Annotated in this window: 12 protein-coding genes, 1 tRNA gene and 1 pseudogene; 3 read left to right on the top strand and 11 right to left on the bottom strand. The window is 67.0% G+C overall.

Annotated elements, in window-relative coordinates; translation table 11 throughout:
• Positions 1–15: 15 nt before the first annotated feature.
• On the top strand, positions 16–834 hold the full coding sequence (locus ACZ9J7_RS14980; RefSeq protein ID WP_476210492.1) for a ParA family protein: 819 nt from the start codon (positions 16–18) through the stop codon (positions 832–834).
• 67 nt (positions 835–901) lie between these two features.
• Here the strand turns inward: ACZ9J7_RS14980 and ACZ9J7_RS14975 are convergent, their stop codons facing one another.
• From ACZ9J7_RS14975 to gcvH, 5 genes are all read right to left on the bottom strand, one after another.
• Complete coding sequence (locus tag ACZ9J7_RS14975) at positions 902–1,495, bottom strand: MerR family transcriptional regulator (protein ID WP_018763528.1); 594 nt, start codon at positions 1,493–1,495, stop codon at positions 902–904.
• Positions 1,496–1,728: 233 nt separating this feature from the next.
• A complete protein-coding gene (locus tag ACZ9J7_RS14970; protein ID WP_056331728.1) occupies positions 1,729–2,232 on the bottom strand; it encodes a bifunctional nuclease family protein in 504 nt (167 codons plus the stop codon).
• On the bottom strand, positions 2,232–2,948 hold the full coding sequence (gene ftsR / locus ACZ9J7_RS14965; protein ID WP_476210488.1) for a transcriptional regulator FtsR: 717 nt from the start codon (positions 2,946–2,948) through the stop codon (positions 2,232–2,234). The genes ACZ9J7_RS14970 and ftsR overlap by 1 nt, the downstream gene beginning before the upstream one ends.
• Before the next feature lie 23 nt (positions 2,949–2,971).
• Positions 2,972–3,448: an FHA domain-containing protein gene (locus tag ACZ9J7_RS14960; protein WP_141160875.1), complete on the bottom strand. Its 477-nt coding sequence runs from the start codon at positions 3,446–3,448 to the stop codon at positions 2,972–2,974.
• A 157-nt stretch (positions 3,449–3,605) separates the two neighbouring features.
• Positions 3,606–3,992 (bottom strand): glycine cleavage system protein GcvH, encoded by a 387-nt coding sequence (gene gcvH, locus ACZ9J7_RS14955; protein WP_141160876.1) that lies wholly within the window; start codon positions 3,990–3,992, stop codon positions 3,606–3,608.
• A gap of 168 nt (positions 3,993–4,160) precedes the next feature.
• Between gcvH and ACZ9J7_RS14950 the strand changes: the two genes are divergently transcribed.
• A complete protein-coding gene (locus ACZ9J7_RS14950) occupies positions 4,161–5,030 on the top strand; it encodes an Fpg/Nei family DNA glycosylase (RefSeq protein ID WP_476210485.1) in 870 nt (289 codons plus the stop codon).
• A 125-nt stretch (positions 5,031–5,155) separates the two neighbouring features.
• A complete protein-coding gene (locus ACZ9J7_RS14945; RefSeq protein WP_476210484.1) occupies positions 5,156–6,937 on the top strand; it encodes a polysaccharide deacetylase family protein in 1,782 nt (593 codons plus the stop codon).
• Between the two features lie 165 nt (positions 6,938–7,102).
• Here ACZ9J7_RS14945 and ACZ9J7_RS14940 read toward each other — a convergent pair.
• The 6 genes and pseudogenes from ACZ9J7_RS14940 to ACZ9J7_RS14915 all read right to left on the bottom strand — a co-directional run bounded on the left by ACZ9J7_RS14940 (position 7,103) and on the right by ACZ9J7_RS14915 (position 12,616).
• Positions 7,103–7,179: transfer RNA gene (locus ACZ9J7_RS14940), tRNA-Pro, on the bottom strand.
• Between the two features lie 137 nt (positions 7,180–7,316).
• Positions 7,317–8,864 carry a ribosome biogenesis GTPase Der gene (der, locus tag ACZ9J7_RS14935; RefSeq protein WP_141160902.1) on the bottom strand — a complete coding sequence of 516 codons (1,548 nt, stop codon included), beginning with the start codon at positions 8,862–8,864 and terminating at the stop codon, positions 7,317–7,319.
• Between the two features lie 10 nt (positions 8,865–8,874).
• Positions 8,875–9,553, bottom strand: a pseudogene (locus ACZ9J7_RS14930) (lysophospholipid acyltransferase family protein).
• A gap of 31 nt (positions 9,554–9,584) precedes the next feature.
• The gene (cmk, locus tag ACZ9J7_RS14925; protein ID WP_476210482.1) at positions 9,585–10,298 is read right to left on the bottom strand and encodes a (d)CMP kinase; all 714 of its coding nucleotides are present in this window, start codon (positions 10,296–10,298) and stop codon (positions 9,585–9,587) included.
• Positions 10,298–11,407, bottom strand: a complete 1,110-nt coding sequence (locus ACZ9J7_RS14920; protein WP_476210480.1) for a prephenate dehydrogenase — start codon at positions 11,405–11,407, stop codon at positions 10,298–10,300. Before ACZ9J7_RS14920 ends, cmk begins: the two co-directional genes overlap by 1 nt.
• Positions 11,408–11,410: 3 nt before the next feature.
• Positions 11,411–12,616 (bottom strand): pseudouridine synthase, encoded by a 1,206-nt coding sequence (locus ACZ9J7_RS14915; RefSeq protein WP_476210478.1) that lies wholly within the window; start codon positions 12,614–12,616, stop codon positions 11,411–11,413.
• Positions 12,617–12,688: the final 72 nt, after the last annotated feature.

Here is a 12,688-nt window from a genome sequence, read left to right as displayed (position 1 = left end):
GTTTTGGTCTCTCAAGTGCAAGTAGTCAGCATCAGCAGCCTCAAGGGTGGAGTCGGCAAGACTTCCGTCACCACAGGATTGGCGTCTGCGGCGCTGGCCGCAGGAGTCCGCACGCTGGTGGTGGACCTCGATCCGCACGCCGATGCCACCACGGCCCTCGGCGTCCAGCCCGGTGACCAGCTGGACATTGGCAGGATGCTGAAGAGCCCGCGCCGGGCCAAGCTGGCCGAGAACGTGGTGCGCAGCAGCTGGGCCGACCGCGCCCCCTCCGACGGTTCCGGACCTGCCGTCCTCGATGTCGCCGTCGGCTCCGCCTACACCGGAATCTATGACCGCCCGGATCTTGGCCGCCGCGATCTCCGCCGGCTGTCCTCCGTCCTCGCGGGCGCCGACGCTTACCAGCTTGTCCTGGTGGATTGCCCTCCCTCACTCAACGGCCTGACCCGCATGGCTTGGGCAGCAAGTGACAAGGTGGCCCTGGTTGCCGAGCCGGGCCTGTTCTCGGTAGCCGGTACCGAACGGACCTTGCGGGCCATCCAGCTGTTCAAGCAGGAGTTCGCGCCCAACCTTTCACCCGCAGGAATCGTGGCCAACCGCGTCCGGAGCGGCTCCTCGGAACACACCTACCGCCTGGCGGAGATGGAGTCGATGTTCGGCGAACTCCTGCTCAGCCCGCGGATCCCCGAACAGGCTAACTGGCAGCAGATCCAGGGTGCCGCCCATCCCGTGCACCACTGGCCCGGCGATTCGGCCAAGTCCGCGGCCGGCCTGTTCGATGACCTGCTGTCCAACCTGATGGCCGCAGGATCCGGGCTCCGCAGCCGCGCCCGCTAGGACCACGTTCCAACGAATAAGGGCCACCCTCCGTCAGGAGGGTGGCCCTTACTTCTGGAACTTTGTGTCAGCTGATTTTCCGCGCTGCCCGCCGCTTACTCAGTTCGTCGTCCGGAAAGGACTGCTCGGCGGCGTGCTCGCTGGGCAGCGAGGCAAGGCTTCCTTCGACCTCGCGCCATACGCGTCCCACGGCGATGCCGAAGACGCCCTGGCCACCCTGCACCAGGTCAATGACCTCGTCAGCGGAGGTGCATTCGTAAACGCTGGCGCCGTCGCTCATGAGCGTGATCTGGGCCAGGTCCTCAACTCCGCGCTCCCGCAGGTGTTCCACTGCGGTGCGGATCTGCTGCAGGGACACACCGGTGTCCAGGAGCCGCTTAACCACCTTGAGGACCAGGATGTCGCGGAACCCGTAGAGCCGCTGGGACCCTGATCCTGCTGCGCCGCGGACCGCGGGCTCAACCAGGCCGGTCCGCGCCCAGTAATCCAGCTGGCGGTAGGTGATACCGGCGGCCTTGCAGGCGGTGGGACCCCGGTAGCCGGCGTCCTCATCCAGTACCGGCAGGTCTTCGGTGAACAGGAGGCCCTGTGCACCGCTCACGGGCACAGCAACACCGGCCGTGGGCTGTTTAAGCCCGCCTGCTTCGCCTTTGGGACTCACCTGGATCCTCCTTGTCGTACGCTCCCCCGGAACGACTACAGCAACCGTGGCAGGAAGGCCATGGGTGTAATTTCTCCGCGGGGCGCACTTTCCAGTGTGACTTGCGCGGCTGCCGTAAGCAAGGGAACTTGATACTTCGACGTTAGGCCCGGCGGGTCCCGAGGTCAAAGACCTTGGGGGCTTCGAAGAGGCGTGTCGAAACTTTCAGCCTTAACTTTAACCTTAACGTGACCTTAGCCGTCGAAATCCTCGGGTTCCACGTCATCCAGGAACTCCCGGAAGCGCCGCAGTTCGCGCTCCTCATCGACGGTGGGACCCGGCTCGGCGTCCTCGCCCTCATCATGCTCCGTAATGCGCACACCGGCCTCGTCCATCACAGAGTCGGCGCACCAAATCCGGCACTTGGCCCGCAGGGCAACCGCCAGCGCATCCGAAGCACGGGAACTCACCGTGGTGCCGTTTTCAAACTGCAGCTGGCCATAGAAGATGTTGTCCTCCACGGCGACAATGTTGACGCTGACCACGGAGTGGCCCAGCGACTCCACGACGTCCACGAGGAGGTCATGGGTCATGGGCCTGGGCGGGACCACACCCTGCTGGGCCAGGGCGATGGCACTGGCTTCCGGCGTGCCAATCCAGATCGGGACGTGGCGTTCGCCGTGCATCTCTTTGAGCAGGACCAGCGGCTGGTTGGAAGGCAGTTCAATGCGAACGCCAACAATCTCGACTTCGATCATCAGATGTCCATGCGTGAGATATGGTCCTGCACCAGAGCCCGGTGCAGGGTGAGGCAAAGATCGCTGATCTCGCGCGCCGCCTCCGCCGCGCGTGCCTGTGATGCCGAGTCCTTGCGTGAGGTCAGTGGCGCGACGGCTCGTTCCACCAGGCCGAATTCCCGTTCGGCCGCAGCCTGGAAAGGCCTGAGGTGCCGGGGTTCCAGGCCGTGGCTTTCCAGCTGCACGCAGGCGCGGGCAACCTGCAGGGCATGCTCGTCGAACTGGCCGTTGCTGTGGCTGATGAGGCCGAAGCTCAAGAGCGACTGCAGCAGGGGGACGCTGGCGCCGGACTCGGTGCGGAGCTGCTCCTCGCTCAACTTGCGGCCCCGGTTCTGCAGTTCGGCAGCCAGTTCATCGGAAACAATGCGGGGGGAAACCACGACGCCGGGCGGGAGGTTCTCCGGCCGCTCTCCCCTGTCGATGGCGTCAAGGTAGTCCTTGATGACCTTAAGGGGGAGGTACTGGTCCCGCTGAAGGGCCAGCACGAAGCGCAGCCGCTCCACATCGCCGTCGGAATACTGACGGTAGCCCGCAGGTGTGCGGCGGGGGTTGATCAGTCCCTTTTCCTCAAGGAAGCGGATCTTCGACGCGGTCATGCCCGGGAAGTCGGCGCTCAACTGGGCGAGGACTTCACCAATGTTCAGGACCTGGGGGCCCCGCCGTTCCGGTTGTGCCATTGCCACAGGCAGCGGTCCCCGGTTCAGCTGCGGCCTGCAGCCGTGGCAGGGCTCAGGTAGAAGGTGAGGCGGAACTTGCCGATCTGGACTTCGCTGCCGGACTTCAGTTCCACGCTGTCCACGCGGTCGTGGTTGACGTAGGTGCCGTTGAGGCTGTTCTTGTCCACCACTTCGAAGCTGCGGGCGGTGCGCCGGAACTCCACGTGGCGCCGCGATACCGTGACGTCATCCAGGAAGATGTCCGCGTCCGGGTGGCGGCCCGCAGTGGTGACATCCGAATCCAGCAGGAACCGGGCACCGGCGTTGGGGCCGCTGTGGGCCACCAGCAGGGCCGAGCCAGCGGGCAGGGCCTCCACCGAGTTGCGCTCGTCCGAAGACAGCCTCGGAGCGATGGTGGGTTCGTCGGTGACGGGGGTGAGGTGGATCGAGGTGGTCTCCGACGCCCTAGCCGCACCCGTGCCGTAATCCCCATCGGCAGGGTTGTGTCTGTGGCCAGCCATGGATTCCTCCTCTTAGATGTTGCGGGTATGGAACCCGCAACCAACGGTTAGTCTCCGGCCCTGCCCGGCAGGTCCGGCACCGGCTCCCGATCCGGGCTCTGACGTGCGGAGACGCCATGCCCGCGACGCGGGGCCGGACCGGAAATACCGGTTAGCTTTAGCCTACCTGTTGTTCGTACTCGGATGCACTGAGCAAGGACTCAACGGCGTCGGCTTCGGCCAGTTTGATCTCGATCAGCCAGCCGTCACCGTAAGGATCGCTGTTGATCAGGGCCGAATCGCTGTCCAGGGACTCGTTGCGGGCCACGACTTCACCGGAAACCGGGGCGTAGATGTCGCTGACGCTCTTGGTGGACTCGACCTCGCCAACCACTTCGTTTGCCGTAATCTTCGTGCCGACCTCGGGCATCTGGGCGTAAACGACATCCCCAAGGGCGTCCTGGGCAAAATCGGTGATTCCCACGCGGACCACGCCGTCGGCATTCGGGGAGGTGACCCACTCGTGTTCGGCGGTGTAGGACAGGTCTTCGGGAATGTTGCTCATGGGAGGCCTTTCATCGGGGTACGCGCCTATGTCACAAGGGGCCCGGAAATCGGGCCGCCGCTGAAAGTATAGGCACATCTGCCGGGGCCGCCACCGGCGTTTCTGACAAGATGGGAGCCATGAGCGCAAGCACCGGTGCAGCATCCTTTGGGACAGTGCAGGTAGGCCATGCCGGAACTGCCTGAAGTCGCCGGCCTCGCCGGGTTCCTTGACGAACAGCTGCGGGGCTGTGCGGTCACCAAACTGCAGATTGTCTCCTTCGCCGTGCTCAAGACGGCGGATCCGCCCTTCGACGCCCTTGAAGGCCGCACGGTCTCCGGCGTCCGGCGCTTCGGGAAGTTCATCAGCATCGATACCGGCGGCATTTCCCTGGTATTCCACCTGGCGCGCGCGGGCTGGGTGCGCTTCACCGACTCCCCCGCCGACAGCCAGCTTCGGATGGGCAAGGGCCTCATCGCGGTCCGGTGCGCGTTCTCCGGGCCCAACGGACCGCGCGGCCTGGATCTGACCGAGGCGGGCACCAAGAAGAGCCTGGCCGTCTACGTGGTGCGGGATCCGCGGGAGGTACCGGGAATCGCCTCGCTGGGTCCGGATCCTTTTACGGAAGCGTTCGACGCCGAAATGCTGGCAGAGATCCTGGGCGGCAGTTCGCAGCAGATCAAGGGACTCCTGCGCAGCCAGAGCGTGATTGCGGGCATTGGCAACGCCTACAGTGACGAGATCCTTCACGCGGCGCGGATCTCACCGTTCGCCATCGCGAAGTCACTGGACCGGGAGAGCGTGCGGGTGCTGTACGACGCCATCCACAGCGTGCTGGGCGAGGCACTTAAGGAGGCTGCGGGCAAGCCGCCCAAGGATCTCAAGGACGTTAAGCGCAGCCACATGCGGGTGCATGCCAGGGCCGGCCAGCCCTGCCCCGTGTGCGGTGACACCGTCCGGGAGGTGTCGTTCGCGGACACCGCGCTGCAGTACTGCCCCACCTGCCAGACCAAGGGCAAGGTCCTGGCTGACCGGAGGACGTCGAAGTTCCTGAAGTAGGCAGGCCCGGAATGGCCCGTGGCCGCGCGGGAAAATTCGGGACTTCCGGTCCTGCCCGCGCAAGTCTCCCGGGCGTAACGTCTTGATTAAGGCTCGCAAGTCTCGATCAGCACGAAGGGGCCACAATGCGCAGGTCTCGACCCACCGTCCTCGGAATGGCCTTGGTCCTCGCCCTCGGCGGTGGGCTAGGGGGTACAGCCCTGGGTCCGCCCGTGGCCGGGGCGTCAGCGGCAGCCACGCACCAGAGCATTCCGGCGTCGATGGCGGTCCTGCAGGTTGGCGACGACGCCATCAGCCAGCATTATGAACAACTTGGCGGCGGCGCATCATTCCTCGGCACGCCACTCGGCAGCACCTACGACATCGCAGGAGGTCGTGCCCAGGACTACACGGCCGGCACGATCTACTGGAGCCCCGCCACCGGAGCACACGAAGTGCACGGCGCAATCCGCGGACGCTACCTGGCACTGGGCGGTCCCGCCGGGTTCTTTGGCTTCCCCTTAACGGATGAGACCACCACTCCCGGAGCGGCGGGCCAGTACAACGACTTTGCCCGCGGCAGCATCTACTGGAGCCCCGCCACCGGAGCACACGAAGTGCACGGCGCGGTCCGCGGATGCTATCTGGCACTGGGCGGACCGGGCGGCTATCTGGGCTTCCCGCTCACCGACGAATCCACCACTCCCGGCGCCGCCGGACAGTACAACGACTTCGCCCGCGGCACCATCTACTGGAGCCCCGCCACCGGAGCACATGAAGTGCACGGCGCAATCCGCGGCGAGTACCTCGCATTCGGCGGACCCGGCGGCTACCTGGGCTTCCCGCTCACCGATGAGACGGCCACTCCCGGCGCCGCCGGCCGGTACAACGACTTCGCCCGCGGCACCATCTACTGGAGCGCGGCCACGGGAGCACATGAGGTACACGGCGCGGTCCGCGGACGCTATCTCGAGCTTGGCGGACCGTCGGGCGCGCTCGGATTCCCCGTGACGGATGAGGCCGGCGCCCCCGACGGGGTGGGCCGGTACAACCACTTCAGCGGCACGTCCGCCGGTTCGTCGATTTATTGGTCGCCCACCACTGGGGCCCACGAGGTGTACGGAGCCATCCGCGCCCAGTGGGCGGCCCTCGGTTGGGAACGCAGCAGGCTCGGCTACCCGACCAGCGGAGAGTATGGCATTACGGGCGGGCGCCGCAACGACTTCCAGCACGGCTCGATCCTGTGGCACGCGGACAGCGGCAGGACCGAGGTTATCTATGCCAGCGTCCCGCCGTCGCTCCTGGGCGTGGATCTCGAGCGACTTCCGACCACGCAGAAGATTGTGGCGCTCACCTTCGACGCCGGCGCGAACGACGCCGGCCTCCGATCGATCCTCGCTACCCTCGCAGCGAACGGCGTCCCGGGCACGTTCTTCCTTACCGGAGACTGGGTCGACCAGTTTCCCTCCGACCCGGCGCTGATCTACAACGCGGGACACAGGATCGGCAACCACTCCATGACCCACCCTGACTTCACCACCCTGACCGACGCCCAGATTGCGGGCGAAATCAGCGGCGCGCAGAGGAGCATCGAGGCTGCGGGTGGCGACCCGCTCCCGTTCTTCCGCTTCCCGTTCGGCGCCCGCGATTCCCGCACGATTGCCTCCGTCAACGCCGCCGGCTACGCAGCGGTCCGGTGGACCGTTGACACGCTTGGCTGGCAGGGCACCCTGGGTGGAACGCGCGGACCCGGCTTCGTCGTCCAGCGTGTCATGGCATCCGCGCAGCCCGGGGAGATCGTCCTGATGCACCTCGGTTCCAACCCCGACGACGGCTCAACGCTCGACGCCGGGGCCCTCCCGCAGGTGATCTCCCAGCTGCGGGCGGCCGGCTATGGCTTCGTCACCCTCGACGCCGCCCTCGGCTAGCTGTATAGACCACGGACCCGGAAGAGCGCAGAACACCCCCGTCCGGACAAATCACCCCGGGCCCCCGGGCTCATTTGTCCACGGGAAGGTGCGCGGGCCGGAAATGCCCGCAGAACCCAAAAAAGCGGAAGGCACCGGAGAAATTCTCCGGCGCCTTCCGCTCTCTGGTCGGGCTGACAGGATTTGAACCTGCGACCCCTTGACCCCCAGTCAAGTGCGCTACCAAGCTGCGCTACAGCCCGCTGGTTCCGCCGTTCTCCGCTGAACCCAAACCCGAAGGTTTTCATCAGCAGTCCGGCCGAACCACCTAGAAGAGCTTACACGATCCGGAGGGGTGCCAGTGACACTTTCCGGTGATCAGCCCCAAGGTGTGTCGCAATTAACGCTTGCGGCCACGCTTCTCGCGGACGCGCATGCTCACCTCGATGGGCGTGCCCTCGAATCCGAAGGTCTCGCGAAGGCGCCGCGTGATGAACCGGCGGTACCCGGGATCCAGGAATCCGGTGGTGAACAGCACGAACTTCGGCGGACGGCTGGAGGCCTGGGTGCCGAAGAGGATGCGGGGCTGCTTGCCGCCGCGGACCGGGTGCGGGTGTGCGGCAACGAGCTCGCCCAGGAAGGCGTTGAGGCGCCCGGTGGGGATGCGCCGGTCCCAGTTCTCCAGGGCCAGGTCCAGGGCCGGGACCAGGCGGTCCTTGTGCCAGCCGGTCTTTGCCGAGATGTTGACCCGCGGCGCCCAGTCGACGTGGGCCAGGTCCTGTTCGATTTCCCGTTCCAGGTAGCGGCGGCGTTCGTCGTCCAGGAGGTCCCACTTGTTGAAGGCCAGGACAAGGGCGCGGCCGGATTCGATGGCCAGCTGGAGGATGCGGACGTCCTGTTCGCTGAGGACCTCATCGACGGCAAGGAGCACGACGGCGACTTCCGCCTTCTCGAGCGCGGCCTGCGTCCGGAGGGAGGCGTAGTAGTCCGCGCCCTGCGCCATGTGCTGGCGGCGGCGGATGCCGGCGGTGTCCACGAAACGCCAGGTGCGGCCACCGAGCTCGATGAATTCGTCCACGGGGTCTCGGGTGGTGCCGGCGGTGTTGTCCACCACCACTCGTTCAGAGCCTGCGAGCTTGTTCAGGAGCGAGGACTTGCCCACGTTCGGGCGTCCGATCAGGGCGATGCGCCGCGGACCGCCGGAGCGTTCCACGCCCTCGACGGTGGAGAACTCGGGCAGGACGTCCATGACGTGGTCCAGGAGGTCGGCCACGCCGCGGCCGTGCAGGGCTGACACCGGGTAGGGCTCGCCGAAGCCAAGGCCCCAGAGTGCTGCGCTGTCGGCTTCCTGGGCAAAGTCGTCCACTTTGTTGGCCACCATGATGACCGGCTTCTTGCTGCGGCGCAGCATCTTCATGACGCCTTCGTCCGTGGCGGTGGCGCCGACGGCGGAGTCCACCACGAAAAGGACGGCGTCGGCGAGCTCCACGGCCATCTCAGCCTGCTCGGCAACCCTGGCGTGGATGCCGCGGGCGTCGTGCTCCCATCCCCCGGTGTCCACCAGGGTGAAGTTGCGGCCATTCCAGTTCGCGGAGTACATCACGCGGTCGCGGGTGACGCCGGGGGTATCCTCAACCACTGCTTCGCGGCGGCCCAGGATGCGGTTCACCAGCGTGGACTTGCCCACGTTGGGACGGCCGATGATGGCCAGGACGGGGTCCAGCTTAAGGGGGCCTTCGAGGTCCTCGTCGCCGTACTCGCCGCTCAGCAGGGCTGCGTCGTCCTCGTCAAGCTCGTAGTCTTCCAGGCCGGCGCGGAGCGAGGCGGCACGAAGCTCCGCTTCGTCGTCCCCGATCGCTGCCAGGCGTTCGGCAACCTGGTCGGTGCCGGTGGGGGTGTATTCGTCGTCGGCGCCGGAGTGCCCGGTAGCCTGGGTGGTGTCGCTCATTGCACTGTCCTTAGTGGTCATCTGCCGGCGTCCCCGGCTACTGCTGTCAAGTCTTGGTGTCCAGCGGACGGCAAGGGCTGTCCGCTGAGTTGAATGGTGTCCTGGACGTGCCCTGCCAGCGCTGCACGGATGTCCTGCGCGGCCCTGTCCATTGAAGCACGGCCGGTTTCGCCGGCGCGGCGGGCCAGGGTAAGGGCCGCCCCGAAGCTGACGTGGAAGCGGCGTCCGGGCCGTGGAACGAAGTCCAGGTGCTCCTCGCCCTGCCGGGTGCCCAGGATGGCTACCGGCACCACCGGCGCCCCGGAGTTCAGCGCCAGCCACGCCACTCCGCCGTTGATGTCCGAGGCTGCGCCGCTCCCCCGCGTCCCTTCCGGGAGAATCCCAACGCAGCGCCCGGCGTCGAGCACGTCCTTACAGCGCTGCAGCGCGGCACGGTCACCGCGGCGATCCACGGGCAGCTGCCCGGACGCGGTCAGGACCCGGCCCAGGAAACCCTTGAACATCTCCTGTTTAACCAGGATGTGCATGGGGCGCGGAGCGGCGCCAAACATCACCGGCCCGTCGAGGAAGCTGATGTGGTTGCCGGCGAAGATCACCGGGCCGCCCGTGGGCACGTTGGTCCTGCCGGTCACGGTGGTCCGGTAGACCAAGTGGTCGAGGATCCATCCCACCGGCCTGCTCCAGGCCATGGTCAGCCCGGAGGGCAGGCCCGCGCATGCGTCAGTCACGGTTGAGGACCTTGGTGACAATCACGAGGGCAGCATCCACGGTCTGTTCGAAGTCCAGATCCGAGGAGTCCAGCGTTACCACACCGGAGGCGGCCTGCGTGAAGTTCACTACCGTGGAGTCCTTGGCGTCCCGGTGCGTGACCTGGGCAGCCAGCTGCTCGGCGTCCTGCGTCCCGCCCAGCTGGAGGCCGCGCCGGCGCAGCCGGGCTTCCTCGCTGGCGGTGAGGAGCATGCGCACCTCGGCCCCGGGCGCGACGACGGTGGTGATGTCCCTGCCTTCCACCACCATCCGGCGGTGGTGCTTTTCGATCAGGTCCCGCTGCCGACGGATCAGCTCCGTCCGTGCGCCCAGGGTGGTGGCGACGGCACTGACGGCGGCTGAGATGGCCGGCTCCCGAATGGCGTCCGTGACGTCCACTCCATCCACCCGGACATATTCCTCCAGCGGGCTGGTGCTCAGTTCAAGGACAAAGTCCCGGGATGCCTGCTCCACGGCAGCACCGTCCTCGAGGTCGATGCCTTCGGTGACGCAGTACCAGGTCAGGGCCCGGTACATGGCACCGGTGTCCAGGTAGGCCAGCCGGAGCCTGCGGGCCACTTCCTTGCTCACGCTGGACTTTCCGGAGCCGGACGGCCCGTCGATGGCCACCACCAGCGGGCGGCCGATGCGCAGGGCGCGCATGGATTCGAGGAGTTCCTGTGTCATTACTGAAGTACCCGCCATCCGCGGTCGTTAAGGGCTTCGATCAAGTGGTCGTGCTTGTTCGGCAACACGGAGATTTCAACCATACCTACGTTTTGGCCCGACGAGTGGTCCAGGCGCATGTCCTCCAGGTTGACGCCGATCTCGCCGATCTCGGTGAGCAGCTGTGCGATCTGGCCGGGCTTGTCGTCCACCAGGACGGTGAGCCACGCGTAGGCCTGCGGGGGCCCGCCGTGTTTCCCGGGGATGCGCGCCTGTCCGGCGTTCCCCTCGCTGATGAGCTGGGCGAGGTCCAGCCTGGCGCCGGGCGCCGCGGGGTTCTCCAGGGTGCCGATCAGCCGGTTCAGGTCGTCCCGGACACCGTAGAGGATCTCCACCACCTTGGCCGCGTTGCCGCCGAGGATCTGGACCCACAGGGTGGGGTCGCTAGCTGCGATCCTGGTGACGTCGCGCAGCCCATTGCCCGCCAGGGACAACGCGTGCAGCGGAGTTCCCTGCAGCCGGCTGGCCAGCAGTGAGGACATGACCTGCGGCAGGTGCGAGACCAGCGCCACGGCTTCATCGTGCTCATCGGCGGTGAACTGCGAGACGACGGCTCCCAGGTCCGAGGCAAGCGAGCGGGCCACCTGGAGGGCGGCGCCGGACGTTTCCTCGGACGGGCAGAGCACCCAGGGCATGGAGGTGAAGAGCTCACCGCGTGCAGCCACCGGGCCGGACTTTTCGCGTCCCGCCATGGGGTGCGTCCCCACGTAGCGGGACAGGTCGACGCCGGATTCGCGGAGCCGGGCAAGGATGTCCGCCTTCACGCTGGCGATGTCGATCACCACGGCGTCCGGGTAGGTGGACAGCGCGGCGAGGACGACGTCGGCTGTGACGTCCGGCGGAGCGGCCACCACAACCAGCTGCGGTGACGTATCACCGAGTTCAGGCAGCGGGCTGCCGGCACCGATGTCCACGGCCACCGCCTGGTTGGTGGGCGACGGGTCCGAGAGGAACACGGGCACGCCGCGCCCCCGCAGGCCCAGTCCGATGCTGGTGCCCAGCAGCCCGGTCCCGATGACCACCACCGGGCCGTCCAGGTGGCCGCGGCCCTGGCTCTTGAACGCGGACATGCCTCAGAGCCCTACGGATGCCAGCAGGTGGCCGACTTCCTGCTTGCCCAGGTTGCGGATGCTGCCCTGGCGCTGGTCGCCGAGCCCGATGGGGCCCACCTTGACGCGGACCAGCCGCTGGACCGGGAAGCCCACGGCGTCGAACAGGCGCCGGACAATGCGGTTCTTGCCGGAGTGGAGCACAACCTCGATCAGCACGTGGCCCGGGGTGGAGTCCACCAGGCGGAAGGAATCCACCGAAGCGAACCCGTCTTCGAGTTCGACGCCGGCCTTCAGCTGGGCGCCGATGCCCTGCGGGAACGGCCCGCGGACCTGCACCAGGTAGGTCTTGGGAACCTCGTAGGACGGGTGTGTCAGGCGGTTGGCGAGCTCGCCGTCGTTAGTCAAGAGCAGCAGGCCCTCGGTGGCGACGTCCAGGCGGCCGACGTGGAACAGGCGTTCGCCGGTGTTCTTGTTGTTCTTCAGGAAATCGCTGATGCAGGGCCGGCCCTCGGGGTCCTCCATGGTGGACACCACGCCCTTGGGCTTGTTGAACACCATGTAGACCAGGTTTTCGTCCAGCTGGATCCGCAGCCCGTCAACGTGGATGACGGCAGTCTTGGGGTCCACGCGGACACCGAGTTCGGTAACCACCTGGCCGTCGACTTCCACGCGGCCCTCGGCGATCATCTCCTCGCAGACGCGCCGGGAGGCGACTCCTGCAGAGGCCATGACCTTCTGGAGGCGCACACCGTCGGCATCGTGGAGTTCGGACTGGGGAACGTTGCCCCGGGGGCCCTTCTTCCGGGCGGGCTTGCGGACCGGCCCCAGGTTCTGGCCGAAGCGTTCGCTGCCGAAGGCACGCGAAGCGGCTGCACCGGGAGCGCCGGTACGAGGTTTGGGCTTGGGGGCACCCGGCGTGCCGGGAGCCTTCTTGGCACCGGGCTTGCGGGCAGCGGGCTTGCGTGACGACGGCTTGGCGCCCCGGGCAGCCTCGGCTCCGCGTCCCTGCTGGTCCCCTGCCAGGTCGGGATCGACGAAGCGCTCTTCGCGCGGCTTGGGCGCGCGGTGCGGGCGGTCGCCGCCGAATCCTGAGGCACGTTTGCCTGCTCCGCCGCGGGAGCCCCCGCTGAAGCTGCCGCCCTGTGCCGGGCGCTGAGAACTGTTGCGTTCGTTCCCGCTGCGTCCCGAACCGTTACGTGGTGAACCCTGGCGTCCCGCCTGTGTCATGACCCGTCCTTCAATATGTTTTTGGCCGGCTGAGATGTCCAAAGACAACCTTAGCCAGCCGCGCAGACTTCG

Source organism: Pseudarthrobacter sp. TE9888, assembly GCF_056279345.1.
This window is presented reverse-complemented; position numbering and strand designations above follow the sequence as displayed.

Excerpts from the sequence above, each read along its gene's own strand:
- ACZ9J7_RS14915 (WP_476210478.1), bottom strand. The coding sequence starts at position 12,616 with ATGACACAGGCGGGACGCCAGGGTTCACCACGTAACGGTTCGGGACGC.
- der (WP_141160902.1), bottom strand. The coding sequence starts at position 8,864 with ATGAGCGACACCACCCAGGCTACCGGGCACTCCGGCGCCGACGACGAA.
- ACZ9J7_RS14960 (WP_141160875.1), bottom strand. The coding sequence starts at position 3,448 with ATGGCTGGCCACAGACACAACCCTGCCGATGGGGATTACGGCACGGGT.
- ACZ9J7_RS14950 (WP_476210485.1), top strand. The coding sequence starts at position 4,161 with ATGCCGGAACTGCCTGAAGTCGCCGGCCTCGCCGGGTTCCTTGACGAA.
- ACZ9J7_RS14920 (WP_476210480.1), bottom strand. The coding sequence starts at position 11,407 with ATGTCCGCGTTCAAGAGCCAGGGCCGCGGCCACCTGGACGGCCCGGTG.
- ftsR (WP_476210488.1), bottom strand. The coding sequence starts at position 2,948 with ATGGCACAACCGGAACGGCGGGGCCCCCAGGTCCTGAACATTGGTGAA.
- ACZ9J7_RS14970 (WP_056331728.1), bottom strand. The coding sequence starts at position 2,232 with ATGATCGAAGTCGAGATTGTTGGCGTTCGCATTGAACTGCCTTCCAAC.
- ACZ9J7_RS14945 (WP_476210484.1), top strand. The coding sequence starts at position 5,156 with ATGCGCAGGTCTCGACCCACCGTCCTCGGAATGGCCTTGGTCCTCGCC.
- cmk (WP_476210482.1), bottom strand. The coding sequence starts at position 10,298 with ATGACACAGGAACTCCTCGAATCCATGCGCGCCCTGCGCATCGGCCGC.
- gcvH (WP_141160876.1), bottom strand. The coding sequence starts at position 3,992 with ATGAGCAACATTCCCGAAGACCTGTCCTACACCGCCGAACACGAGTGG.